This window comes from Pseudomonas sp. R2-7-07 (assembly GCF_003852355.1).
Classification (GTDB): Bacteria; Pseudomonadota; Gammaproteobacteria; order Pseudomonadales; family Pseudomonadaceae; genus Aquipseudomonas.
The window spans coordinates 1,824,864-1,848,631 of record NZ_CP027759.1 but is presented as its reverse complement, the minus strand read 5'-3'; the positions used below and the strand labels follow the sequence as shown (position 1 = coordinate 1,848,631).

Annotated in this window: 23 protein-coding genes; 12 read left to right on the top strand and 11 right to left on the bottom strand. The window is 59.7% G+C overall.

Features of this window, described 5'->3' with window-relative positions:
- Window positions 1-2 precede the first annotated feature (2 nt).
- Complete coding sequence (locus tag C4J86_RS08440; RefSeq protein WP_124366316.1) at window positions 3-890, bottom strand: proline iminopeptidase-family hydrolase; 888 nt, start codon at window positions 888-890, stop codon at window positions 3-5.
- Between the two features lie 183 nt (window positions 891-1,073).
- Here C4J86_RS08440 and C4J86_RS08435 point away from each other — a divergent pair, with 183 nt between their 5' ends.
- Both C4J86_RS08435 and C4J86_RS08430 read left to right on the top strand, forming a co-directional pair.
- Window positions 1,074-1,838, top strand: a complete 765-nt coding sequence (locus C4J86_RS08435) for a LuxR family transcriptional regulator (RefSeq protein WP_124370070.1) — start codon at window positions 1,074-1,076, stop codon at window positions 1,836-1,838.
- 92 nt (window positions 1,839-1,930) lie between these two features.
- Window positions 1,931-2,863 (top strand): proline iminopeptidase-family hydrolase, encoded by a 933-nt coding sequence (locus tag C4J86_RS08430; RefSeq protein ID WP_124366314.1) that lies wholly within the window; start codon window positions 1,931-1,933, stop codon window positions 2,861-2,863.
- Window positions 2,864-2,900: 37 nt separating this feature from the next.
- Here C4J86_RS08430 and C4J86_RS08425 read toward each other — a convergent pair whose 3' ends face one another.
- Window positions 2,901-4,403: a nucleobase:cation symporter-2 family protein gene (locus C4J86_RS08425; protein ID WP_124370069.1), complete on the bottom strand. Its 1,503-nt coding sequence runs from the start codon at window positions 4,401-4,403 to the stop codon at window positions 2,901-2,903.
- A gap of 157 nt (window positions 4,404-4,560) precedes the next feature.
- On the opposite strand from C4J86_RS08425, the gene C4J86_RS08420 reads away from it, so the two are divergent.
- Window positions 4,561-5,394, top strand: a complete 834-nt coding sequence (locus C4J86_RS08420) for a nucleoside-binding protein (protein WP_124370068.1) — start codon at window positions 4,561-4,563, stop codon at window positions 5,392-5,394.
- Window positions 5,395-5,627: 233 nt separating this feature from the next.
- Here C4J86_RS08420 and punC read toward each other — a convergent pair whose 3' ends face one another.
- Window positions 5,628-6,806 (bottom strand): purine nucleoside transporter PunC, encoded by a 1,179-nt coding sequence (gene punC, locus C4J86_RS08415; RefSeq protein WP_124366311.1) that lies wholly within the window; start codon window positions 6,804-6,806, stop codon window positions 5,628-5,630.
- Window positions 6,807-6,928: 122 nt separating this feature from the next.
- On the opposite strand from punC, the gene punR reads away from it, so the two are divergent.
- Entirely contained in the window at window positions 6,929-7,843 is a 915-nt protein-coding gene (punR, locus tag C4J86_RS08410) for a DNA-binding transcriptional activator PunR (RefSeq protein ID WP_124370067.1), read from the top strand.
- A gap of 28 nt (window positions 7,844-7,871) precedes the next feature.
- Here the strand turns inward: punR and C4J86_RS08405 are convergent, their stop codons facing one another.
- On the bottom strand, window positions 7,872-9,041 hold the full coding sequence (locus C4J86_RS08405; RefSeq protein WP_124370066.1) for an aspartate aminotransferase family protein: 1,170 nt from the start codon (window positions 9,039-9,041) through the stop codon (window positions 7,872-7,874).
- A 103-nt stretch (window positions 9,042-9,144) separates the two neighbouring features.
- On the opposite strand from C4J86_RS08405, the gene C4J86_RS08400 reads away from it, so the two are divergent.
- Window positions 9,145-10,050, top strand: coding sequence for a LysR family transcriptional regulator (locus C4J86_RS08400; RefSeq protein WP_124372403.1), 906 nt, complete (start codon window positions 9,145-9,147; stop codon window positions 10,048-10,050).
- On the opposite strand, the gene C4J86_RS08395 is transcribed toward C4J86_RS08400, so the two are convergent.
- Window positions 10,047-10,670, bottom strand: coding sequence for an HAD family phosphatase (locus tag C4J86_RS08395; protein WP_124370065.1), 624 nt, complete (start codon window positions 10,668-10,670; stop codon window positions 10,047-10,049). The genes C4J86_RS08400 and C4J86_RS08395 overlap by 4 nt on opposite strands.
- A 210-nt stretch (window positions 10,671-10,880) precedes the next feature.
- Here C4J86_RS08395 and C4J86_RS08390 point away from each other — a divergent pair, with 210 nt between their 5' ends.
- Window positions 10,881-12,083, top strand: a complete 1,203-nt coding sequence (locus C4J86_RS08390; protein WP_124370064.1) for an anthrax toxin-like adenylyl cyclase domain-containing protein — start codon at window positions 10,881-10,883, stop codon at window positions 12,081-12,083.
- Between the two features lie 60 nt (window positions 12,084-12,143).
- On the opposite strand, the gene fabV is transcribed toward C4J86_RS08390, so the two are convergent.
- The gene (gene fabV, locus C4J86_RS08385; protein ID WP_124370063.1) at window positions 12,144-13,337 is read right to left on the bottom strand and encodes an enoyl-ACP reductase FabV; all 1,194 of its coding nucleotides are present in this window, start codon (window positions 13,335-13,337) and stop codon (window positions 12,144-12,146) included.
- Window positions 13,338-13,612: 275 nt separating this feature from the next.
- Between fabV and C4J86_RS08380 the strand changes: the two genes are divergently transcribed.
- The 4 genes from C4J86_RS08380 to C4J86_RS08365 all read left to right on the top strand — a co-directional run bounded on the left by C4J86_RS08380 (window position 13,613) and on the right by C4J86_RS08365 (window position 16,780).
- A complete protein-coding gene (locus C4J86_RS08380) occupies window positions 13,613-14,437 on the top strand; it encodes an aspartyl/asparaginyl beta-hydroxylase domain-containing protein (RefSeq protein WP_124370062.1) in 825 nt (274 codons plus the stop codon).
- A 149-nt stretch (window positions 14,438-14,586) separates the two neighbouring features.
- Window positions 14,587-15,960, top strand: coding sequence for a nucleotide 5'-monophosphate nucleosidase PpnN (ppnN, locus tag C4J86_RS08375; protein ID WP_124361832.1), 1,374 nt, complete (start codon window positions 14,587-14,589; stop codon window positions 15,958-15,960).
- Window positions 15,961-16,130: 170 nt separating this feature from the next.
- Complete coding sequence (locus C4J86_RS08370; RefSeq protein ID WP_124361831.1) at window positions 16,131-16,388, top strand: AbrB/MazE/SpoVT family DNA-binding domain-containing protein; 258 nt, start codon at window positions 16,131-16,133, stop codon at window positions 16,386-16,388.
- A complete protein-coding gene (locus tag C4J86_RS08365) occupies window positions 16,385-16,780 on the top strand; it encodes a PIN domain-containing protein (RefSeq protein WP_124370061.1) in 396 nt (131 codons plus the stop codon). Before C4J86_RS08370 ends, C4J86_RS08365 begins: the two co-directional genes overlap by 4 nt.
- Window positions 16,781-16,807: 27 nt before the next feature.
- Here the strand turns inward: C4J86_RS08365 and C4J86_RS08360 are convergent, their stop codons facing one another.
- Window positions 16,808-17,137, bottom strand: coding sequence for a YXWGXW repeat-containing protein (locus tag C4J86_RS08360; protein WP_124361829.1), 330 nt, complete (start codon window positions 17,135-17,137; stop codon window positions 16,808-16,810).
- A 131-nt stretch (window positions 17,138-17,268) separates the two neighbouring features.
- The gene (locus C4J86_RS08355; RefSeq protein WP_124370060.1) at window positions 17,269-18,168 is read right to left on the bottom strand and encodes a DMT family transporter; all 900 of its coding nucleotides are present in this window, start codon (window positions 18,166-18,168) and stop codon (window positions 17,269-17,271) included.
- 97 nt (window positions 18,169-18,265) lie between these two features.
- Between C4J86_RS08355 and C4J86_RS08350 the strand changes: the two genes are divergently transcribed.
- A complete protein-coding gene (locus tag C4J86_RS08350) occupies window positions 18,266-19,102 on the top strand; it encodes a LysR family transcriptional regulator (protein ID WP_124361827.1) in 837 nt (278 codons plus the stop codon).
- 63 nt (window positions 19,103-19,165) lie between these two features.
- Here the strand turns inward: C4J86_RS08350 and mqo are convergent, their stop codons facing one another.
- Entirely contained in the window at window positions 19,166-20,812 is a 1,647-nt protein-coding gene (gene mqo / locus C4J86_RS08345) for a malate dehydrogenase (quinone) (protein WP_124366300.1), read from the bottom strand.
- A 425-nt stretch (window positions 20,813-21,237) separates the two neighbouring features.
- Between mqo and C4J86_RS08340 the strand changes: the two genes are divergently transcribed.
- A complete protein-coding gene (locus C4J86_RS08340) occupies window positions 21,238-22,425 on the top strand; it encodes an MFS transporter (protein WP_124370059.1) in 1,188 nt (395 codons plus the stop codon).
- Window positions 22,426-22,525: 100 nt separating this feature from the next.
- Here C4J86_RS08340 and C4J86_RS08335 read toward each other — a convergent pair whose 3' ends face one another.
- Both C4J86_RS08335 and C4J86_RS08330 read right to left on the bottom strand, forming a co-directional pair.
- The gene (locus C4J86_RS08335) at window positions 22,526-22,744 is read right to left on the bottom strand and encodes a hypothetical protein (protein WP_124370058.1); all 219 of its coding nucleotides are present in this window, start codon (window positions 22,742-22,744) and stop codon (window positions 22,526-22,528) included.
- Between the two features lie 146 nt (window positions 22,745-22,890).
- A complete protein-coding gene (locus tag C4J86_RS08330) occupies window positions 22,891-23,256 on the bottom strand; it encodes a DUF6124 family protein (RefSeq protein WP_124370057.1) in 366 nt (121 codons plus the stop codon).
- Between the last annotated feature and the right edge of the window lie 512 nt (window positions 23,257-23,768).

The following is a 23,768-nucleotide window of genomic DNA, read 5'->3' as shown; positions in this document are numbered from 1 at the left end:
CATCAGCCTCGGTGGCGGGCGAGAAAGTCCAGCAGCACCGGAAAATACGCCTGGGGTTCTTCGTAGAACGGCATATGGCTGCTGTTGGGAAATACGTGCAATTCGGCGTGCCGGGCCGCCATTTTCATGCGCATGGCACAGGCCGGGGTGAGTTCGTCGTGCTGGCCGGTGGTGATCAGCATCGGCATGCTGAAGTCGGCCATTTCGGCGATGCGGTTCCAGTCCTTGAGGTTGCCGACATACAGGAATTCGTTGGGCCCTTGCATGGTTTCGTAGGGGCCCATGTTCCAATCGCCGAGGGAGCGTTTGACCGGCTCCGGCCATTCATCCAGGCGGCAGACGTGGCGATAGTTGAGCAAGGTGATGGCGGCTTGATACTGCGGGTGGTCGAGGGTGCCCATGGCCTCATGACGTTGCATCATGGCCACGGTTTCGCTGCCGAGGGCGCCGCGCAGGCGCTCAAGCTCCTGGGACAGGTGCGGAATATCGCCGACGGTGTTTTCGAGGATCAGGCTTTTCAGCGCATCGGGATAATGAATGGCGTACTCGATGCCCAACCAGCCGCCCCAGGAATGCCCAAGCAGGTGCACACGGCCCAGGTCCAGGGCCTGGCGGACGGTTTCAACTTCTTCGACATAACGGCGGATTTCCCACAGGGAAACGTCGTTCGGTCTGGCTGATGCGCCGGTGCCAAGCTGGTCGAATGCAACCACTCGCAGGTTATGTTCTTTGAGCCAGCCATGGGCGTCGCGCAAATAGTCACACGGCAGGCCCGGGCCGCCGTTGAGGCACAGCAGCACCTCATCGCCTTCGCCAAAGCTGTAGACCACGAGATTATGGCCGTCGACTTGCACGTTGTACCGCTGGTCGGGGGCTATTTCACGCCACATGCATACATTCCTTGTGTTGTATCGGCCTGGCAGGTAGTGGCCGTTTATCACGTCAACACTACCGAGGATGCCGCGCGTCCATAACCTAGCGTTTCTTATAGGTTTGGCCTGGCAGTCCTTCGCCGGGGCGTGGCATTCTACTTGCAGCAAGTCGAGATTCAAATGAATTCGGGAGCAGAACGGATGCTGGCCAAGCTAACTGCCTTCAATAGTCGTCTGATGCCGGGCAGGAGCCTGGACGAGCAGATGGACAATACGTTTATCCTCGCCCAACAGTTGGGCTTCGATGCGCTGGTGTATGACTACACGCCAGTGCCTATCGACCTCAACGGTGCGCTGATCACGCCCTCGGTGCTGCAACTGCGCAACACGCCGACCGACTGGCACGCCTTGTGGTGCAGCGAAGGGTTCTACCAGATCGACCCGGTGCAACATTTGGCCTTGAACAGTGTGTCGCCATTTGTCTGGTCTTATGAGGCCAAGGCCGAGACTGCCCTGCAAACGATCATCGACCCCTGCCATGCACCCGTTTCGTCCTACCTGCACGAACAGCAGTTGACCTGCGGCGTCAGCGTACCGATCCACCTGCCCCGCGGTGGCTTCGCCTCGTTGACCGGCCTGCGCACCGGCACGGCGAGCACGGTATTGAAGGATGCGCAGCAAACCTTGTCGGACTTCAGCGTGATCAGCCATGCGTTACAGGAGGCGGCTTACCCTTTATTCAACAAAGCGTTGCGCACCTACCCGCATATCCACCTGACCAAACGCGAGCGCGAGTGCCTGAAATGGGCCGCCGATGGCTTGACTGCGGCCGAGATCGCCGCGCAATTGAGCCGTTCGCTGGCGGTGGTCACCCTGCACCTGGCGTCGGCCATGCACAAATTGGGCGCCAAGAACCGCGTGCAGGCGGTGGTGCGAGCCACGCACTACCGGTTGCTGGACGATTGATCCTTAGGCAAAACCTAGCTGTTTTGCTAGTTACCTAAACGTTGCGTGCAGACTATCGTAGCCCTGATCCTTTTTTCAGAGCAGGGTACGAAATGGAATTCATCGAGAAAGTCCGCGAAGGCTACGCACCCTTCGGCGCCTATCAGACGTGGTATCGCATCACCGGTGAACTGGCGACAGGCCGCACACCGCTGGTGATCATCCATGGCGGCCCCGGCTGCACCCACGATTACGTCGACGCATTCAAGGATGTCGCCGCCAGTGGCCATGCGGTGATTCACTACGACCAATTGGGCAATGGCCGCTCGACGCATTTACCTGACAAGCCTTCTTCGTTCTGGACCATCGGCCTGTTCCTCGACGAGTTGAACAACCTGCTCGACCACCTGCAAATCAGCGATAACTACGCGATCCTCGGGCAATCCTGGGGCGGCATGCTTGGCAGCGAACATGCCATTTTGCAACCCAAGGGCCTGCGCGCCTTTATCCCGGCCAACTCACCGACGTGCATGCGCACCTGGGTCAGCGAGGCCAATCGGCTGCGCAAATTGTTGCCCGAAGGTGTGCATGAAACCCTGCTCAAGCATGAGGCCGCCGGTAACTACCAGGACCCGGAATACCAAGCGGCTTCGCGGATTTTCTACGACCAGCACGTGTGCCGCGTCAACCCATGGCCGGAAGAGGTGGCGCGCACCTTCGCCCAGGTCGATGCCGACCCGACGGTGTACCACGCCATGAGCGGCCCGACTGAGTTCCATGTGATTGGCAGCTTGAAGGATTGGAATGTGATTGGCCGACTGTCAGCCATCAAGGTGCCGACCCTGGTGATTTCCGGTCGCCATGACGAAGCCACGCCGTTGGTGGTCAAGCCGTTCCTGGATGAAATCCCGGACGTACGCTGGGCGCTGTTCGAAGACTCCAGCCACATGCCCCATGTGGAAGAACGCCAGGCGTGCATGGGGACAGTGGTGAAGTTTCTGGATGAGGTGTGCTCAATGCAGCACACGGCGCTCAAAGCTGGCTAGATTCCAAATGTGGGAGGGGGCTTGCCCCCTCCCACATTTAGACCTCGGTGGGCTCAGGCTTTGATGCTTTTCTCAAAGTATCCGCCACCAACGGAATCTCTTTACCCTCGGCATCGAACAACTTCCCACCTCGGTAGTAATCCCCATCGCGCAGCGCCGCCACGTCGCGAAAGCACAAACTGCGCTCAGTGCCTGCCACGAATACCGATTGCTGGTCCGAGTTACCGGCGGTGAAATGGTTGAACGTCAGGTTCAGCAAGATCGCCATGATCGCCGACGAACTGATGCCCGAATGGAAAATGGTCGCGAACCAGCTGGGAAACTGGTCATAGAAACTGGGGGCAGCGATGGGGATCATGCCGAAACCGATACTGGTGGCCACGATGATCAGGTTCATATTGTTGCGATAATCCACCTTGGACAGCGTGCGAATACCGCTGGCGGCCACTGTGCCGAACAACACAATGCCGGCCCCGCCAAGCACCGATGTGGGCACGGCGGCAATCACCCGGCCCATGAACGGCAGCAGGCCCAGCACCACCAGGAACACCCCGCCCGTTGCCACCACAAACCGACTCTTCACCCCGGTGACCGCCACCAGGCCGACGTTCTGGGCGAATGCGCTTTGCGTGAAGGAACCGAAGATCGGCGCGAACATGCTCGACAGCATGTCGGCGCGCAGGCCATTGCCGAGGCGTTTGGAGTCGACTTTAGTGTCGATGATCTCGCCCACCGCCAGGATGTCCGCCGAGGTTTCCACCAGCGTGACCATCACCACGATGCACATGGAAATAATCGCCGCCACATGAAAGGTCGGCATGCCGAAATGGAAGGGCGTGGGAAAACCGAACATTGGCCCCTGGGTGACGGCGGAGAAGTCGGCCATACCCAACAACACCGCGATCACTGTGCCGATCACCATCGCGAGCAAAATCGACAAGCGCGAGATGGCTGCGCTGCCGATTTTGCTCAACAGCAACACCAGCACCAACGTCAGTGCAGCCAGGCCGATATTCGACATGCTGCCGAAATCCGCCGCGCGGCTGTTGCCGCCCATGGCCCAGCGCGCCGCCACGGGCATCAGGGTCAGGCCGATGGTGGTAATCACGATACCGGTCACCAGCGGCGGGAAAAACTGAGTGATGCGTGAGAACACCGGAGTGATTAACAAACCAATGAACGACGCGGCCATCACCGCGCCGAGAATCGCCGGCACGCCCCCTGCCCCGTCGCTGCCGACGATCGCCACCATCGTCGCCACACCCGCGAACGACACGCCCTGCACCAGCGGCAGCTGACAACCGAAGAACGGCAGGCCAAGGGTTTGCAACAGCGTGGCCAGGCCACCGGCGAACAGTGACGCGGCGATCAACAGGCCAATATCCGCAGGTGACAACCCGGCCGCCTGGCCGACGATCAACGGTACAGCAACGATGCCGCCGTACATGGTGAGCACATGCTGCAGGCCGTAAGCCATGTTGGCGGCGACGCCTAGATTTTCATCTTCGGGCCGCTGCGGTGACGCCTTCGGGATAGTCATAGTGAGGGGTCTCTGTTTTTGTTGTGCGCTCACTGTATGCAATGTTCAGACTGTATGTCCATAGAGTTGTATACAATCGTTCAGACAAGATACCCTGCCGCGGCGTTACAAAAACAATCCGGCCGTCATGAGCCAGAACGCCAAAGGAGCCAACAGAATGAAAAAGGCATTGCAGGGCGCAACCGTCGCATTGACCCTCCTCGGCGGTGGCGAGGCTGTCGCAGTGGAATGGATGAACAACAGCCTGGGGTTTCGCTACGGTCAGCACTTCACCAACCCTAACAACCCCGAAGACTTCAGCAAGCGCACCTACAGCTTCACCCACGCCAGCGGCTACCAGTACGGCAGCAATTTTCTGAATCTCGATGTATTCCTTTCCGACAGCAAGGACCCGCGCAAGGGCACCGACCACGGTGGCAGCGAGGTCTACGCGGTGTACCGGCACCAGTTGTATGCCTCACGGGTCTTCGATACGCCGCTGGGTAGCGGGCTGGTCAAGGACTACGCGCTGACGCTGGGCTTCGACGCCAACCGCAACAACAACCTCGCTTCCGCCAAAAAGCGCGCCCTGGTGATCGGCCCCACCTTGAAATTCAATACCGTCGGTGTGCTGGACCTGAGCCTGATGTACTACAAGGAAAAGAACCACACAGGCATTCCCGGCGCGCGGGAATCGAACCACACCTTTGACGACACTTACATGCTCAACCTGACATGGATGCGCCCGTTCGAGATCGCCAACCACGCGGCGAAATTCCAGGGCTTCATCAATTACGTGGGGGAGAAAGGCGAGGATTATCATGGCCGCGATACTGCGCCGGAAGCCCTGATGCGCACCGCGCTGATGGTGGCGGTGCGGCCGGGCAAGAGCGTCAAACCGAACCTGTACCTGGGCGTGGGCTACGAGTACTGGCATAACAAATTCGGCGTGGACGGTGGCCGGGGTAGCCGCACATCAACGCCGACGGTGAATCTGGAAGTGACGTTCTAACTGAAGAAACACAATACAAATGTAGGAGGGGGCAAGCCTTAATACCAGTCAGTTAAGCGTACACCGCCGTCTGTAGGAGCGAGCTTGCTCGCGAAAAACGTCAACGATAACGCGTGCTTTCTGAATGAACGCGGTGCCTGTGAGTTTTTCGCGAGCAAGCTCGCTCCTACAAAAAGCCTTAACTGACTGGCATTAGGGCAAGCCCCCTCCCACATTTTTACCGCATTGTCAGCTCAGGCGCTGGCCAGTTCGGAAGCATTACCCTTCGGTCGCGCCAGCCAATAACCCAGCACAGCCAGCGGCGCGGTCGCCAGCATCACGATTACCGTAATCAACAACGGCTGCTCGATCATGGATGACACCAACAGGCTGGCAAGAAAGCACAAGCCCAATTGCAGGGTATTTTGCAGTGCCGCCGCCTTGCCGGAATTTTCCGCAAAGGGCATCAGTGCATTCGCTACCACGATCGGGTAGCTGGCACCGTTGCACAGCGCCATCAGGCAGAACGGAATCAGCAAGGTAGTAAGGGTCGGCACGGTCAGGGTTGCAACCAGATACAGCGCCACCATGCTCAGGCAATAGAACGCGAGCAGCCACGGCAGCAGGGTCTTGCCCGGCAAACGTTGCAAGGCGCTGCGGCAACTGTAGCCACCGACCAGAAACGCCAGGGTCGGCAACACGTAGCTGAGGCCAATGTCATTCGGGCTGTAACCCATGCCGCCGAGGATAAATGGCGAAGCGGTCAACCAGGCAAAGAAACTGGCGGAGCAGGCGGCAAATATCATGACGTTGCCGGTAAATACCCGTGAAGTGAGCAGCTGTGCATAGCCCAGGCGCACCGGTGCGTCCGTCTGGCGCTTCGGCGCGCTGCGCAGGAACACGGTCGGCAGCAGCAAGAGCAGCGACACGCCCAGCAATACGCCGAAAATCGCCTGCCAGCCAAAGTGATTCAACACCATCGCGCCCAACAACGGCGCCAGGGCCGGCGACAACGACATCAGCGGCATGATGCTGGCGAACACGCGGTGCGCCTTGTCGGCCGGGTAGCGATCAATCACCAGCGCCTGCCAGCTCACGGCGGCGGAACACACACCGATCGCCTGGATAAAACGCAGCGCCCACAGCTGCGGCGCGGTCTGCACCCAGAACATGCCCAGGCACCCGAGTACAAACAGGCTCAGTCCCGTAAGCAGCACCGGCTTGCGCCCGAGCCGGTCGGACAACGGCCCCCACAGCAACTGCCCTAGCGCAAACCCGGCGAGGAAAATACTCAAGCTGGCGCCCACGGCCCCGGCGCCAATCTGCAGTTGCGCGCCCATGGCGCCAAACGCCGGCAAATACATGTCCATGGCGAGATAACCGAGCATGCTCAGCCCCGCCAGATACCAAGTGAAACCAAAGGAATTTTTCATTGAAGCCTTGTAGATCCTGCCATCAAACTATTTGCTGACTGGCGCCCATTATGAAGCTGACAGTTTTCCTGTGAAGCGATAATAATTGGACACTCTTATCAATAATTTTGAAGGCAGCCGCCATGTGGTCCGAATACTCCTTGGATGTGGTCGATGCCGTCGCACGCCACGGCAGCTTCAGCGCCGCCGCTCAGGAACTGCATCGCGTACCGTCGGCCATCAGCTATACGGTGCGTCAGCTTGAGGAATGGCTGGCGGTGCCGCTGTTCATACGGCGCCACCGTGACGTGGAGCTGACGCCCGCCGGCCGGCTGTTTATAGACGAAGCCCGCGGCGTGATGAAAAAAATGCTCGGCACACGGCGCTTGTGCCAGCAGGTGGCCAATGGCTGGAGCGGGCAACTGAAGGTGGCAGTGGATTCCATCGTCAAGCCGCAGCGCTGTCGGCAACTGGTGCTGGATTTTTATCGGCAGTTTCCCGAAGTGGAATTGCTGCTGGAGTACGAGGTGTACAACGGCGTGTGGGATGCCCTGGCGGATGAGCGTACTGACATTGTGATCGGTGCCACCAGCGCGGTGCCGGTGGCCAGCCACTTCACATTCCGCGACATGGGCCTGTTGAACTGGCTGTGCGTGGTCAGCGCCAGGCATCCCTTGGCGGCGATAGAAGGCCTGCTCAGTGACGATCAACTGCGCCCATACGCCTCCCTGTGCATAACCGACACCTCACGCAACCTGCCCAAGCGCGATACCTGGACCCTGGATAACCAGCGCCGCCTGGTGGTGCCCAACTGGTCCTCGGCGCTCGATTGCCTGCGTGATGGCTTGTGCGTCGGCATGGCCCCGGCGCATCAGGTGCTACCGTGGATCGAGCGCGGTGAGCTGGTGGCGCTGCAACTGCACCGGCCTTTCCCCGCCAGCCCGTCGTGCGTGGCGTGGGCGCAGAACAAACTGTCGCCGGCGATGACGTGGTTGTTGGAATACCTGGGGGATACCGAAACCATGAATCAGGAATGGCTGAACGGCAATGATCTCTGAAGATGACGCAGATCCCCTGTGGGAGGTTTCAGTCCAATAGGCGGGTGATCGCCCGTACGATCATCTCGACTTCCTTGGCATCCAGCGTCAGCGGAGGCAGCAGGCGGATGATCTTGCCGCGCGTCACGTTGATCAGCAGCCCATGCTCCTGCGCCGCACGCTGGGCCAGCTCGCGATACGGGCGAGCCAGTTCGATGCCGATCATCAGGCCCTGCCCCCGAATCGCCACTACCTGCGGATGCTCGCTCAATTCCACCCGCAACCGCGCCAGCAGCCGTGCACCTTGTTGCGCAGCGTTCTGCAGCAAGCCTTGCTCTTCAATGATGTCGAGCACCGTGCAGCCCACCCGGCAGGCCAAGGGATTGCCGCCAAAGGTGCTGCCGTGACTGCCGGGGGTAAACAACTGGCCGACGGCGGCCCGGGCCAGGCAGGCGCCGATGGGCACGCCGTTGCCGAGGCCTTTGGCCAGGGTCATCACGTCCGGGGTAATGCCTTCGTGCTGGAAGGCGAACCAAGCGCCGGTGCGGCCGATGCCGGTCTGGATTTCATCCAGCATCATCAGCCAGCCGTGGCGCGTGCAGTGATCGCGCAGGGCTTTCAGGTAGCCGGGGGGCGCGGGCAACACGCCACTTTCGCCCTGGATCGGTTCGAGCAGCACGGCCGCTATGCGCGTGCCGAATTGTTCAGTAATGGCCTCGAGGGCCGCCAGATCGCCAAACCCGACTTTGAGAAAATCCCCCGGCAAACGCTGGAAACCCAGGCGCACCGAGGGCCCGTCACTGGCCGCCATGGTGCCGAGGGTACGCCCGTGGAAGGCGTTCTCCATCACCACCACCAACGGCTCTTCAATGCCTTTTTTCCAGCCATACAAGCGTGCCAGTTTCAGCGCCGTCTCGTTGGCTTCGGCGCCGGAGTTGTTGAAGAACGCGCAGTCCAGGCCGGATAGCTGAGCCAGGCGCCGGGCCAGCTGCTGCTGCCAATCGATGCTGTAGAGGTTGGAGGTGTGCAGCAGCAGGCCCGCTTGCTCACGGATCGCCGCCACCAGCCTTGGGTGGGAGTGGCCCACATTCGTCACCGCCACACCGGCCACCGCGTCGAGGTATTCACGGCCCTGCTGGTCCCACAGGCGCGTACCCAGGCCACGGGTGAAGCTCAGGGCCAAGGGTTGATACGTGGTCATCAGGCAGGCGGCGGTCATGGTGGCAAGCTCCAGTGCATCGTGAGGATGAGTGCAGTATCGTTAGCCACTCCTGCTGGATAAACTGCGCATTCCTGCAATGACTTTGAACCAGGGCTTGATAATGGATGTGTTCCAGGCAATGTCGGTGTACGTGAAAGTCGTGGAGACCGGCAGCATGACCGCCGCCGCACATGAATGCGGAATGTCGACCACAATGGTCGGCAATCACCTGCGCGCGCTGGAGCAGCGCCTGGGGGTCAGCCTGCTCAAGCGCACCACGCGCAAACAAAGCCTCACGGAATTCGGCGGGGAGTACTACCAGCGCTGCCTGGAGGTGTTGGGGCTGGTGGCCGACTCCGAACTGCTGGCGGAGCAGATCCACAGCGAAACGCCCAAAGGCTGCCTGCGTATTACCGTGCCACCGGTATTCGGCAGCGAACGCCTGGTGCCGGCCTTGAGCGAATTTTCCCAGCGCTACCCGCAGATCGACCTGTACGTGGTGCTGAGCAATGAGCGGATGGACTTGGTCGACAGCGGCTTCGACGTGGCAATCCGTCTCGGCGACTTGGGAACCTCCAGCCTGATCGCCCGGCCACTGCAGGATTACACCCTGACCCTCTGCGCGTCGCCTGATTACCTGGCGCGACGCGGCACCCCGTCGACGCCCGATGACTTGCGGCACCACAACTGCCTGGCGTTCGCCTATCCGGCGAACGACAACTGGCGCGACACCGACAAGCTGTGGCGCATGACCGACGAGGACGGCGAGGTAGAGGTTCCGGTCTCCGGCTCATTGACCATCAACAGCTCGCAGGGCTTGCGCCAGGCGGCCGTCAATGGGATGGGCATCAGCATGCTGGCCGATGCCCTGGTGCAGCAGGACCTGGAGAGCGGCAAGTTGGTAGCCTTGCTGACCCGCTATCAACTGTCCAGCCGCCCCATGCATCTGCTGTATCGCCAAGACCGTTACCGCCTGCCCAAGCTGCGCGCCTTCGTCGACTTTGCCATGGAGAAGTGGGCGCGCTAGAAGCCCACCCCCAGCTTACGCAAATGGGCGGCAGTACGCTCGGCCGACACATGGTGAATACCCTGCCAGCCAAGGGCCACAGCCGCTTCGACATTGCCCGCGACGTCATCGATAAACACCACTTCGCCAGGCTGGACATCCGGCAAATGAACGCGCACCTGAGCGAGACTGGCATGGTAGATCGCAGGGTCAGGCTTGATCAGTTTCAACTGGCCCGAGACGACGATATCGCGGAAAAACTGCAGGAACGGATAGTGCTCGCGGGCATAGGGAAAGGTTTCCGCCGACCAGTTAGTCAACCCGAACAACGGCATTTTCGCTTGATGCAATGCAGTGAGAATTTCAACACCTTCTGGCAATTCGCCACGCAACATCTCGTGCCAGCGCTCGTAATAAGCCTGGATCAGGCTCTGATATTCGGGGTGTTGCTCAATCAAGTGGCGGGTGGCTTCGGCGAGGGTGCGACCGGCATCCTGTTCGGTGTTCCAGGCCTGGGTGCAGATATTGTCGAGAAACCATTGCCGCTCCTGCTCGTCGGCAATGAGCTTGCGGTACAGATGTTGCGGGTTCCAGTCAAACAACACACCGCCGAAATCAAACACGACTGCACGAATCGTCATGGGTCCTCCTGTTTGCGCACATGGATGACGCAGTCTTGCATGCCGAAGCAAACAGCAAAAGGTAAGCCACGGTAGGACCGTTCTGAAAAGTGAAACGCCCACTCACATCGCCGAAAGCATCGTTTAAGGTGAGCTTCGCTCTCAGGGAAATCCATGACTGAAAGGAATCATCAATGCGGTCGCAAAAAAACGTGACGTAGAGGTATTCCAATGATTGCCATGATTACCGCCGTAACATCACCTTCCGCGCTCAGTCTGGAAGTACTGCAGCGCAACCAGGCGCTTGTGCAGGCCAGCAATACGTCGGAGGTCGGTGCCCCGCATGCACTGATCGACCAGTTAAAAGCGCGAACCGGAATAGTGTCGAGCCACCTCGCCCCCTTGCAACGGATAGCGGCAGCCACCAACTCCATCATCGGCATACGCCCGGTCGAATCCGTGGCCACAGGGCTGATAGAAGCTGGGCACCCCACCAAGGACTTTCATATCAAAGGCAAAAGTGCCAATTGGGGGCCACAGTCCGGCTTGATCTGTACGGACCAGGCATTTAGCAAACTCGAACAGTTCGCGCACAAGTCACCGGAAAGGGTGGCTAACGCCAACGCGCAGATCCTGGACTGCATCGAGCAAGGCCATGCAGTCCCGATCCCCTTGAAACTCTCGCGTCATCGCATTGACGAGCTGGTAAAACTTGGCCAAATCACTGGGCGGGCAGCTCGCGGAGGTGATGGCACGCTGCAATTGAGCGCTCGCGGGCCAAGTCAGCAGCATTATGAGTTCCAAGCCCATCCCGCCTCGCCTGGCGACGACAACTATCTGATCACGCACAACGGCAAGGCGCTGCATGTGCTGGCCAAGCAGCTAGAGGGCAAGGCCTTGACCGCCGACTATGACCTGCACATGATCGCGCCTCATCTAAGTGACTTTGGCGCCCAGGATAAGCTGCCGGTCCCCGATATCGCCCACAGTGTCTTCAGGGATCGGGTTAGCCACTACCAGCAAGTTCCACGGGAATTATCGGCGGACTTTGAAAATGCCGCTCATTTCTACCGCAAGGAAAACCCCGATCTCGGCAATATCACGCCGCGAATAGAGGAAATGATCGGAATCATCAATCGAAAGCTTGTCGGCGACGCGGAGCGGGTGGTCCATCACAATGCAGACTCAGGCAGCCCTGCGACGGACGTGACAGCAAACTACCCGGCGACTTTCTTCCTGCCGGCAAAGCTAGGTAGATTCGATGAGATCAGTATCATCCATGACAGCAGGGAAATGGCTGAGCTGATAAAGACCGCCAAGGACAGCGGTTATCACGTGCCGCTCAATCCGCTATGGGAGAAGGAGGTGGTGAATGTGAGGCGGTCAGACTTCACCCTGGCAAAACAGCGCCTGTCTGGTTCCAGGCAAGCCTGACAGCTGAGCAGCAAAAAGCGGCTTGATAAGTCGATTATCAAGCCGCCACAGTGATAGCGCTTATGCCTGGACCAGACCGTTGATCTTGACGGTCGGGTTCACGTCCGCGTCGTAGTCCACGCCGTCGACTTCAAAACCGAACAAACGCAGGAACTCAGCCTTGTAACCGGCAAAATCGCTGATTTCGTTAACGTTGTCGTCAGTCACCTGGTTCCACAGCGCGGCCACGGCGTCCTGGACCTTCGGCTCCAGTTCGGCCAGGTCGGCGCGCAGGCGGCCGTCAGCATCAAGCTTGGGCTCTTTGCCGTACAGGCTGTCCTTGAACAGGCCGTAGACCTGCTCGATGCAGCCTTCGTGGGTGCCATGCTCCTTCATCACCTTGAACAGCAGCGACAGGTACAGCGGCATGATCGGGATCGCCGAGCTGGCCTGGGTGACCACGGCCTTGAGTACCGACACGCGGGCATCGCCCTTGAGCGCAGCGAGGTTGTCGCGCAGGGTCAGGACTTTCTTGTCGAGGTCTTTCTTGGCTTCGCCGATGGAACCGTTCCAGTAGATGTCCTGGGTCAGCTTCTCACCGAGGTAGGTGAACGCGGTGGTCTTGGCGCCTTCGGCGAGTACATCGGCGTCACGCAGGGCGTCGATCCACAGCTGCCAGTCTTCACCGCCCATTACTTTGACGGTGCCGTCGATTTCTTCCTGGGTGGCAGGCTCCAGGGTAGTGTCGACCACGACGCCCTTGTCGGTATTGATACCGCGCAGGGTCACGGCCTTGCCGATCGGCTTGAGGGTGGAGGTGTGCACCACGCCTTGGGGGTCGGTACGGCGTGGCGCGGCCAGGCTGTAGACCACCAGGTCGATCTTGCCCAGGTCTTTCTTGATGGTGTCGATGGTCAGGCGCTTGATCTCATCGGAAAACGCGTCGCCGTTGATGCTCTTGGCGTACAGGCCTTTTTCCGCGGCAAACTTCTCGAACGCGGCGCTGTTGTACCAGCCAGCGGAGCTCAGCTTGCCTTCTTCGCCTTCTTTTTCAAAAAACACGCCCAGGGTGTCGGCACCGCAGCCAAACGCGGCACTGATGCGCGCGGCCAGGCCGTAACCAGTGGAAGCGCCGAGGACCAGCACCTTCTTTGGGCCGCCTTCGATGGCGCCGTGCTGAATCACGTAGTCGATCTGCTCTTTGACGTTCGCTTCACAGCCAACAGGGTGAGCGGTCACACAGATAAAGCCACGAACGCGCGGTTTGATGATCATAAAAATTCTGCCTCTTCCAAGGTGCCGAAGGCCAGTGGTGGCCATTCAACTTCAATCGTACCGGTCTATGACGTCCGAAAAACCGAAGCGTCACGATAGTCGCAAATCTTCCGTTCTCAAAATTCTATCCACCCAAACCCGCTTGCCTCTGGGGCCAGTTACAAATTGTGCAGCGACTTCACAATTTTCGAACTATTTAAAACGCCTGCACGCGCCCATAAAGCCCTATCATGACGATATTGTTTCATTATGTTTCAGGCCTGGAGCCGCCTTTCATGAGCAAAAATGCCGTGGGTAAAAAGCTGATATCCCTTGCCTGGGTGCTCGGCGTTTTACTGTTTATCGCCTGTTTTCCGCGCACCAGCCTGGCGTTTTTACTGCTGGTGGTGGTTTGCGGTCTGTATGACTTCCTGCGTAATGGCCTGTATGACCGCGCTACCATCAAGAAATATTTCATCGGCAACGGCCGTAACACCTGGATTCTGGCGCCGTTCAACACCCTGTTCGACCTGCTGAGCCGCCGCAACCGTCATGTCTACACGATGGGCGACTTGCCGCTCGCCTGGCGCGAAGACCTGCAACAGGTCATCGACGACGCCATGGCCCGCAAGGAAGAAATCATCAGTTACCTGGACGCACGCATGGCCGAGAAGAAACGCGGCATGTTGTTTTTCCAGTGGTACGGTCGTCCGATCGAAACTGCCCTGGACATCCCGCAACTGCGCAAGGAACTGCCATTCGTGAAGACGATCGGCGTGTCGGTGTTCAACGAGAACCGCTCGACGTCCTTCCATTTCGGCCCGTTGCGCATGATGTTCCGCGTGCTCTACAACATGGCGCCGGCGCCGCATCACGAGGGTGTGTATATCCAGGTGGGCAAGCACAAGCACTATTGGCACGACGACCCGCTGTTCATCTTCGATGACACGCTGATGCATGCATCCTTTAACAAGAACGATGCGAAACGTTACTGCCTGTTCATCGATATTGTGCGACCGACCCCGGTGCCCTCCGTGTTGAACGCCGTGATCTCGGGGTTTGCCGGCCTGGTGTTCACCCTGCGTCGGGTTTTCTACAAAAACTGGAAGCTGATCCAGTAAGTTCTGCGGCATGATGGTGCTGGACGGTATTTGCACTCGGCCTTGTGCGTGAGGTAAATAACCGTCTCGTGCGACCGTATACGGCGCGCCTCATTCTCAAGCCATTGCGCCTTTTGTAGACGCGATGGCTGTGCTTTCAAGGAACCAGAATGCCCCAACGTCAAGTGATCAATGCCTCCGTCAGCCCCAAGGGCAGCCTCGAAACCCTGTCCCAACGTGAAGTCCAGCAACTGAGTGAAGCCGGCAGCGGCAGCATCTACGCCCTGTTCCGCCAATGCGCCCTGGCGATCCTCAACACCGGCGCGCATATCGACAACGCCAAGACCATCCTCGACGCCTACAAAGACTTCGAAGTGCGTATCCACCAGCAGGACCGCGGTGTGCGCCTGGAACTGCTCAACGCCCCGGCCGATGCCTTCGTCGATGGCGAAATGATCGCCAGCACCCGCGAAATGCTGTTCAGCGCCCTGCGTGACATCGTCTACACCGAGAACGAGCTGGACAGCCAGCGCATCGACCTGAGCAACTCCCAAGGCATCACCGACTACGTGTTCCACCTGCTGCGTAACGCCCGTACCCTGCGCGCGGGTGTCGAGCCGAAGATCGTCGTGTGCTGGGGCGGCCACTCCATCAACACCGAAGAATACAAATACACCAAGAAGGTCGGCCACGAACTGGGCCTGCGCAGCCTCGACGTGTGTACCGGCTGCGGCCCCGGCGTGATGAAAGGTCCGATGAAAGGCGCGACTATTTCCCACGCCAAACAGCGCATCACCGGCGGCCGCTACCTGGGCCTGACCGAGCCAGGCATCATCGCCGCCGAAGCGCCCAACCCGATCGTCAACGAACTGGTCATCCTGCCGGACATCGAGAAACGCCTCGAAGCCTTCGTGCGTGTCGGCCACGGCATCATCATCTTCCCTGGCGGCGCCGGTACGGCCGAGGAATTTCTCTACCTGCTGGGCATCCTGATGCACCCGGACAACCGCGACCTGCCGTTCCCGGTCGTGCTGACCGGGCCCAAACATGCGGCGCCTTACCTGGAACAACTGCATGCGTTCGTCGGCGCGACCCTCGGCGAAGCGGCGCAGAAGCATTACCAGATCATCATCGACGACCCGGCCGAAGTCGCGCGCCAGATGACCGCAGGGCTCAAGGCGGTCAAACAGTTCCGTCGCGAGCGCAACGACGCATTCCACTTCAACTGGCTGTTGAAGATCGACGAAGGCTTCCAGCGCCCCTTCGACCCGACCCACGAAAACATGGCCAGCCTGCAACTGACCCATGCGCTGCCGCCCCATGAACTGGCGGCCAACCTGCGTCGCGCGTTCTCGGGGATCGTGGCGGGTAACGTGAAGGACAAAGGCATTCGTTTGATCGAAGAAAAGGGCCCGTACGAAATCCACGGCGACCCGGCGATCATGAAACCGCTGGATGAACTGCTAAAGGCCTTCGTCGCCCAGCACCGGATGAAATTGCCGGGCGGAGCAGCGTATGTGCCGTGTTATCGCGTGGTGCAGTGAGCCAGCGGCGAGCCGTCATAGTTTGTATCGGTTTGGCGCGTGATCACAGGTGTGGGGATCGAGAGTTCGGACTAGGGTTCTAGTACCGACTCACCCACTTCTGCGAGCACCCTATGGACCAACGGATATTGTCCTCGATCACTCCTTACCCTAAGGTAAGGAGCATCACGATGGAGGTCTTCACTATGGCAACCGCCACACTTACTTCAAAAGGGCAAATCACCATCCCTGTTCAGGTCAGGACGGCCCTCGGCCTGGAAACAGGTGACCGGGTGGAATTCGTCGAAATGGAAGACGGCAAGTTTTCCATGATCGCCGCGAGTAAAACCGTCACCGACCTCAAGGGGCTGATTCGCAAGCCTGCCACTGCCGTGTCCATTGAGGACATGAACCGGGCCATCGCGGCACAGGGAGCAAATGCGCGATGATCGGCCTGGATACCAACGTGCTGGTGCGCTATGTCACCCAGGATGAGCCCGTTCAATCCGCCAAGGCGTCGCGACTGATTGAATCATTGAGCGCCGCGTCACCGGGCTTTGTCAGCCTGGTGACCCTTGTGGAATTGGTATGGGTGCTGCAGGCCTGCTACCAATCGGCCAAAAGCGATGTGGTGATGGTGCTGGAAACCCTGTTGCATACGCGCGAGCTCACTGTCGAGCACGCCGATGTCGTCTGGCAGGCACTGCGCAAGTTCGTTGCGAACAAAGCAGACTTCGCCGACTGCCTGATCGAACGCTGCGCCCACGCGGCCGGCTGCGAGTACACCGCCACCTTCGACCTGAATGCGGTCAAGGCAACGGGCATGAAACGGATCGGCTAGGCCATCTTTTGGAGAGAGGCCGCTCGGTCAGCGAACCCAACCACCGCCCTGCCAGTGGTAGCCATCGTTGCGCTGCACCCAATGCGGATGCACATAGCGATAGCCCACGCGTACCGGCTCCCAATGGCCGTGCACCGCTACATAGCGCCCACCTTCCCAGCGCCAGTAACCGCGTGACCAGATATAACCTTCGCGTACCGCCGGCTCGACTTCGATCACCTGCACCGGCGGCGGTTGCGGCGCCACGACTTCCACATACTCACGTTGTACCGGCCGGCGTTCATGCACGACACGCTCTTGCACACACCCGGATGCCGCGACGACTACCGCCGCCATTGCCGCATAACGTAGCAACATACAAAACCCTCGGGCGTACCGCCCTGTACCTGCATCAGAAAGAAATCCCCTGTGTTCCAGCCGGGCTCCTGCCTGGGCTTGAGTTATTTTTTAACAGGAGATGTCTGTCAGATTGCTGAACCCTCAAGGCCTCAGGTCGTGCAGGCGACGGTCGGTCGCTTCAGGCGCAACAACAGTAACCCGGCAATCACGACGGCAATGCCGGCATAGGTCGAAACATGGATTTCGTCGCCGAACATCAGCGCCGCCCATACCAGGGTGACCGGAGGCTCCAGATAGACCAACGCCGCAACCCGAGTAGCCGTCATCACGCGCAGCAGCCGCCAGAGGCTCAAGTAGGCGGCAAAGGTGGAAAACACCGTCAGCCACACAATCGAAACCAGTACGTCGGCGTCATGGGGAATGCTCAAGGTATCGGTATAAAGCACCGCGCCGGTGAAGCCGATAAACGTCAGCAGCGATTGGATAAACAGCGGCGTGAGCAAGTCGGCCTGTTTGCTCTGCTGCGAACGGCGCTCGTACAAGGTCGCCAGCGTCAGCCCCAGCGCCGACACCAGTGGCAGCCCATACATGGCCAAGCCAACTTCTTTGCCACTGTTGCTGTACTGCCCGGCTATCACGATCGCTACGCCGGCAAAGCTGACCATGAGCCCCACCCATTGCCAGCCGCCGCTGCGCTCAGTTGCACTGCCTGTCGACAATGCGGCGGTCATCAACGGCTGCAACGCCGCGATGATCGCCGCAATGCCCGGTGGCAAACCGTTCTGGATCGCCACATAGAGGCAACTCAGGTACAGAAACTGCGACAGGCAGCCGATGATGGCGTAATGGCGAATCTGCGCCCAGGTCACCTTCAGCAACCTGACGTTCAAGAACAGGCCCAGGCACAGCGATACCAACAAAAATCGCCAGAACAGCAGGTTGAACGCACCGCTGCCTTGTGTGCCCAACTTCGCGCCGATATAGCCCGAACTCCATGACAGAACAAACGCCCCTTGCAAGAGCAGCAATCCCAGGGTTGATCGCTTCATGCAGCCTCCAGCCTGTGTAGTTGACTTCAAGGCTAGGGAAGGAGGACTCTTCTGTATATTTGAATAACCTGTATTACCAATCCGTATTAGTAGAACCATGGCCAAACAACTGAATATCGATCTATTGCGCACCTTTCACGCCGTCGCACGCTTTGGCCGCTTCAACGAGGCGGCCGAACATGTGCACCGCAGCGCGTCCACCGTGACGACGCAGATTCAGAAGCTGGAGGACCAGGTCGGCCAACGCTTGTTCAGCCGCAGTAACCAGGGCGTGGATCTGACGCTGTACGGCAGGAAACTGTTGGGCGAAACCACCGAATTCCTCAAAAGCCACGACCGCCTGCTGATCTCGCTGATGCCCCAGCGCATGCAGGGCAAGATCCGCCTGGGCGTGCCAGACACCTACGCACCCGCCTTCATGCACACATTCCTGCCGGGACTGATCGCCGACAACCCGCTGCTGGAACTGGAAATCGAGGCGCGGACCAGTGGCGAACTGTTGAATCTGTTTACGGCAAACCAATTGGACCTGGTCATCACCGTCAGTGCACACCCACTGGCACAGGGTGAGCGCCTGGGGCCTGTGCAACCGCTGTGGGTCGCCGCCGAGCAGTTCAGTTACCCACCCAACGCGCCGCTGCCGATCACCGTGCCTATCGCTGGTTGCCCGTACCGCGCGGCGGCGTTGCAGGCGCTGAAAGATCACGGGATTTACCATCGCGTACTGCTGGAAAGCCCCAACTCATCAGCGGTAGAAGCTTGCGTGCGCAGCGGCGTGGCCGTGGGCCTGATGGAGGAGAGCCGCATGGGCGAAGGGCTGAGGCAAATCACGCAACTGCCGGCCCTCCCCGCACAGCATCTGTATCTGCTGTGCGACACCGCTAACGCGCTGGCCCTGCATCTGTACGAGCAAGTCAGGCACTTCAGGGTCTGAACGCCGCGCACAAAAAAGCCCGCTGACCGTCACCGGTTCAGCGGGCTTTTACTCGAGCGTTGCTTACAGCGCCAGATCAGACGCCGGCTTGCCTGGCTCAGCCGCAGGCTTGGCAGCCTCGGTGGCCTGTGGAGCCGTCAGTTGCGGAATGGCTGGCGGTGGGGTCAGTTGCAACACACCGGCGGTGTAGGCCCATTCCTTGGCAACCGCTTCAGGGCTGTCGTTCAGTTTGGTGCCGTAGCTTGGCACGATCTGGTGCAGTTTTTCCTGCCAGGCCGGGCTTGCAACCTTGTCCTTGAACACCTTTTGCAGCACGGTCAGCATGATCGGAGCCGCGGTAGACGCGCCTGGCGATGCACCCAACAGGCCGGCAATGGAGTTGTCGGCGGAGCTGACCACTTCGGTGCCGAGTTTCAGGACGCCGCCCTGCTCTTCGTCACGCTTGATGATCTGCACACGCTGGCCGGCTTGCCACAGGCGCCAGTCGGATTGCTTGGCGTTCGGGAAGTACTCTTGCAGCGCCTTGAAGCGGTCGTCATCCGACAGCATCAGTTGGCCGGCGAGGTACTCGACCAACGGGTATTCACGAATACCGACTTTGGTCATTGGCCAGATGTTGTGGGTGGTGGTGCTGGTCAGCAGGTCCAGGTACGAACCTTCTTTCAGGAATTTGGTGGAGAAGGTCGCGAATGGGCCAAACAGGATCACGCGCTTGCCATCCAGCACGCGGGTGTCCAGGTGCGGAACCGACATTGGCGGCGAACCGACCGATGCCTTGCCGTAGGCCTTGGCCAGGTGCTGCTCGGCGATGGTCGGGTTATCGGTGACCAGGAACGAACCACCTACCGGGAAGCCGGCGTATTCCTTGGCTTCCGGAATACCGGATTTTTGCAGCAGGTGCAGGGCACCGCCGCCGGCGCCGATGAACACGAACTTGGCGTCGGTTTCAGTCTTGGTGCCATCTTTGAGGTTTTTGTAGCTCACACGCCACGAGCCGTCGTCGTTACGGGTGATGTCCTGCACTTCGCTCGACAGTTTCAGGTCGAACTTAGGGGTGGTCTGCAGGTGGGCAACGAACTGGCGGGTGATCTCGCCGAAGTTCACGTCGGTGCCGATCGGGGTCCAGGTGGCCGCGATTTTCTGGTTCGGGTCACGCCCTTCCATCATCAGCGGAACCCATTTGGCGATCTGGGCCGGGTCTTCGGAGTACTGCATGCCGGCGAACAGCGGGCTCGCCTTCAGCGCTTCGTAGCGTTTTTTCAGGAACTTGATGTTGTCATCGCCCCACACAAAGCTCATGTGCGGTGTGGAGTTGATGAACGAACGCGGGTTCTTCAACACGCCCTGCTGAACCTGCCAGGACCAGAACTGACGGGAGATCTGGAACGCTTCGTTGATCTCGACCGCTTTGGGGATCTCAACGTTGCCGTTCTTGTCTTCCGGGGTGTAGTTCAGCTCAGCCAGAGCCGAGTGACCGGTACCGGCGTTGTTCCAGCCGTTGGAGCTTTCTTCGGCCACGCCATCGAGGCGCTCGACCATTTCCATCGACCAGCCCGGTTCCAGCTCGTTGAGCCAGACACCCAGGGTTGCACTCATGATGCCGCCGCCGATCAGCAGCACATCGACTTTCTTTGCCTCTTCCGCGTGAACGGACGTGATCCCCATCGACAAAGCCAGCCCCAGCAGGGCAGTGTTTACTTTCTTAAACATCAGTAGCACCTATGATAAAACGCCATCCGCCCTACCGCCCCTGACTCTGCAGGCCGTAGGGTGGGCACACAAGGCCGACGTAGCGACCTCACTGTTTTTGTCCCTTCTGCGCTGACTTCTTATCATTATTGGCTTCAGCTACCTGGGCGACAGCCAACCGCCGGGACGTATACGGGTGTACGCACCAGGGAAAGACTAGACCAAGACGGCGCGCAGAATATCACGCCAAACCGCGTTTATGCGCCGTTTGGCCAATTGACACCTTTAAATCGCAGGTTTTATCGCGCAGGTGTCAAGGCTGCCAGCCGCGACCTGGGGTCACAGGCCCGGAACTCTCATGCGCCTGGCTGTTCTAGACACCCTCACCGTCCCATGCGTAGCATCGGCGATTGTCTTTCGTACACCTCATCCAAACAGAGCAATTCATGTCTACCCACCCAACACCCGGGCACGTCCTGCCCGCGCGCAGTGCCGCCAAAATGGAAGCGGCCATGGCCGTGGGCGCTTTCGCAATCGGCACCGGCGAATTCGCCATCATGGGCCTGATGCCCGACATCGCCCAGAACCTGGGCTTGAGCGAACCGCAGGTCGGCCACGCCATCAGCGCCTACGCCCTGGGCGTGATGGTCGGCGCCCCGCTGCTGGCCATCCTCGGCGCCAAGCTGCTGCGCAAACACATGCTGTTATTGCTGATGGGCCTCTATGCCCTGGGCAACCTCGCCACCGCCTTCACCCCCACCTTCGGCTCGCTGGTAGCCTTCCGCTTTATCAGCGGGCTGCCCCACGGCGCCTACTTCGGCATCGCCGCCGTGGTTGCCTCCAGCATGGTGCCCAGCGACAAACGCGCCGGCGCCGTGGCCCGAGTGATGATGGGCCTGACCCTGGCCATGCTGCTCGGCAACCCCATCGCCACCTTCCTCGGCCAACACCTGGGCTGGCGCTCGGCGTTCGCCCTGGTTAGCGTGATCGCCCTGTGCACCATCGCCCTGGTCTGGCAATTTGTGCCCCACCGCCACGATGAAGAACGCAGTGACCCGCGCAAGGAACTGCGCGCCTTCACCAAACCCCAAGTGTGGATGGCGCTGTCCATCGGCGCGATCGGGTTTGCCGGCATGTTCTGCGTGTTCAGCTACCTGGCGCCGACCATGCTGGAAGTGACCAAGGTTTCACCGCAATGGATCCCCTTCGGCCTCGCCGCGTTTGGCATGGGCGGCATCATCGGCAACATTGCCGGCGGCAAGCTGTTTGATCGCATGCAATTTCGCGCGGTGGGCTGGATTCTGGTGTGGTCGATGGCCGTACTGATCTTCTTCACCTTCGCCGCCAGTTCGCTGTGGAGCGTACTGCTGGGCATCGGCCTCGTCGGCACCATGATCGCCCTGGCGGCGCCATTACAAATCCGCCTGATGGACATCGCCCACGAAGCCCCCAGCCTGGCAGCAGCGTCCAACCACGCCGCGTTCAACCTGGCGAATGCGCTGGGGCCGTGGTTTGGCGGCATGGCGATTACCGCTGGGTTTGGCTGGACCAGCACCGGCTACATCGGCGCGGTAACGGCGCTGATCGGACTGGGCCTCTACCTGATCGCGCGGCGTATGAAGGGCGGCAACTAACGCCACACGTTTCGCGCCGATCATAGATCCAATGTGGGAGGGGGCTTGCCCCCGATAGCAACAGGCCAGTCAATACACCAATAACTGCCCCACCACCCCATCAATCATCATGCAACAACCCCGCCCCATACTCCCCATAACTGCTGCCCAGCCCACTGCCGCCAAAATTCATCCTGGTGGCTTTGCTGGGGCTGTGGTCACCGAATGCCTGGCACCCGCCTGAGAAGCACGGGTCGCTGCTCACGGCGGGTGAAGAGGAACAAGCGCTCAACAACAACGTGCCGGTGATCATCACGACTTTGACGAGGTTCGAAATCATGGTCTCAGTTCCCTGTGGGCTGGAGGTGCTGGGGTCCTCGCTTGCAGGGAATCGTAGACCTCAACGGTGCAGGGAATTATGAAACTTTGCTGCGGGACAGCATGGGTTCAGGTTGCCGCCTTGGGGTAAGGCGGCAGGGTTGGTTGTCAGGCTTTGACTGGTTTGATTACAGGCGCAACTTGTTCTTGGGCTCGGTCTACGAGCAGCGAACTCAACTCGATTAACTGCTGAATGCCCAGGGCGATGGCGCGTTGGGAGTCGTCGAGGTCGAACGCCAGGGTGGCGGCCATTTCGTTGGCGGATGCGAGGTTTTCGGCGGCGTTGGCCAGGAGGGTTTCGGGCTCGAGGGTTGGGTTGACGAGGAAGAGGTTGTTGCTTGGGCGTTCGGCGGGTGCAGCGTCGTCGGATGGGGGCAAGTGATGATTGATTGCCCGCTGGGCTGCGGCTTGAAGCTTGGGGTCAGAGGATGCAGTGTTTGAAGCATAAGGCGGATTAGGTGTGACCTTGCACATGGCGAAGCTCCTTTAGCGTTTAAGGAACTGCCTATCTCACTTCCACATGAGGGGGTGGCAGCTGTACGCAGGTGTGGAAGACCAGGGCTAAAGGACCCGGCGCACCGAAGTGCCCCGCGCACAGCCGCCATAAGCAATCATACAGACGTAAAAAAACGTCGGCAGGTGTTTATGGGCGATTGAGCGCCTTCAGCTTGGTCGGACTTCCACATCCGGCCGCTGGGTTGGCAGCGGCTTGAGGAGGTTAGCTAGGGGTGGTCTGAGGGACAAGCTGAGAAAGGTGTGGGATATTTCCTAGAGGCTTGCGCCTGCCCCCCAATCGTTCTATCGCTTTATCCGTCGCTCCGATGACGGATTGGACGCACTGAAAGATCAGGCCTTGAATATAGAGGCCTGCAGTAAATCGCCGTTTACTTCGTACCATTTTCGTACCACCAAGAACCTGTCAGACGGCCACTTCCTGTAGACATGCAGCTTGAGGTTAGGTAGCTTCGTGCCACCACTCGAAAATT

Coding starts and splice junctions, on each gene's coding strand:
- C4J86_RS08440 (WP_124366316.1), bottom strand. CDS start 890: ATGTGGCGTGAAATAGCCCCCGACCAGCGGTACAACGTGCAAGTCGAC.
- C4J86_RS08435 (WP_124370070.1), top strand. CDS start 1,074: ATGCTGGCCAAGCTAACTGCCTTCAATAGTCGTCTGATGCCGGGCAGG.
- C4J86_RS08430 (WP_124366314.1), top strand. CDS start 1,931: ATGGAATTCATCGAGAAAGTCCGCGAAGGCTACGCACCCTTCGGCGCC.
- C4J86_RS08425 (WP_124370069.1), bottom strand. CDS start 4,403: ATGACTATCCCGAAGGCGTCACCGCAGCGGCCCGAAGATGAAAATCTA.
- C4J86_RS08420 (WP_124370068.1), top strand. CDS start 4,561: ATGAAAAAGGCATTGCAGGGCGCAACCGTCGCATTGACCCTCCTCGGC.
- punC (WP_124366311.1), bottom strand. CDS start 6,806: ATGAAAAATTCCTTTGGTTTCACTTGGTATCTGGCGGGGCTGAGCATG.
- punR (WP_124370067.1), top strand. CDS start 6,929: ATGTGGTCCGAATACTCCTTGGATGTGGTCGATGCCGTCGCACGCCAC.
- C4J86_RS08405 (WP_124370066.1), bottom strand. CDS start 9,041: ATGACCGCCGCCTGCCTGATGACCACGTATCAACCCTTGGCCCTGAGC.
- C4J86_RS08400 (WP_124372403.1), top strand. CDS start 9,145: ATGGATGTGTTCCAGGCAATGTCGGTGTACGTGAAAGTCGTGGAGACC.
- C4J86_RS08395 (WP_124370065.1), bottom strand. CDS start 10,670: ATGACGATTCGTGCAGTCGTGTTTGATTTCGGCGGTGTGTTGTTTGAC.
- C4J86_RS08390 (WP_124370064.1), top strand. CDS start 10,881: ATGATTGCCATGATTACCGCCGTAACATCACCTTCCGCGCTCAGTCTG.
- fabV (WP_124370063.1), bottom strand. CDS start 13,337: ATGATCATCAAACCGCGCGTTCGTGGCTTTATCTGTGTGACCGCTCAC.
- C4J86_RS08380 (WP_124370062.1), top strand. CDS start 13,613: ATGAGCAAAAATGCCGTGGGTAAAAAGCTGATATCCCTTGCCTGGGTG.
- ppnN (WP_124361832.1), top strand. CDS start 14,587: ATGCCCCAACGTCAAGTGATCAATGCCTCCGTCAGCCCCAAGGGCAGC.
- C4J86_RS08370 (WP_124361831.1), top strand. CDS start 16,131: ATGGAGGTCTTCACTATGGCAACCGCCACACTTACTTCAAAAGGGCAA.
- C4J86_RS08365 (WP_124370061.1), top strand. CDS start 16,385: ATGATCGGCCTGGATACCAACGTGCTGGTGCGCTATGTCACCCAGGAT.
- C4J86_RS08360 (WP_124361829.1), bottom strand. CDS start 17,137: ATGTTGCTACGTTATGCGGCAATGGCGGCGGTAGTCGTCGCGGCATCC.
- C4J86_RS08355 (WP_124370060.1), bottom strand. CDS start 18,168: ATGAAGCGATCAACCCTGGGATTGCTGCTCTTGCAAGGGGCGTTTGTT.
- C4J86_RS08350 (WP_124361827.1), top strand. CDS start 18,266: ATGGCCAAACAACTGAATATCGATCTATTGCGCACCTTTCACGCCGTC.
- mqo (WP_124366300.1), bottom strand. CDS start 20,812: ATGTTTAAGAAAGTAAACACTGCCCTGCTGGGGCTGGCTTTGTCGATG.
- C4J86_RS08340 (WP_124370059.1), top strand. CDS start 21,238: ATGTCTACCCACCCAACACCCGGGCACGTCCTGCCCGCGCGCAGTGCC.
- C4J86_RS08335 (WP_124370058.1), bottom strand. CDS start 22,744: ATGATTTCGAACCTCGTCAAAGTCGTGATGATCACCGGCACGTTGTTG.
- C4J86_RS08330 (WP_124370057.1), bottom strand. CDS start 23,256: ATGTGCAAGGTCACACCTAATCCGCCTTATGCTTCAAACACTGCATCC.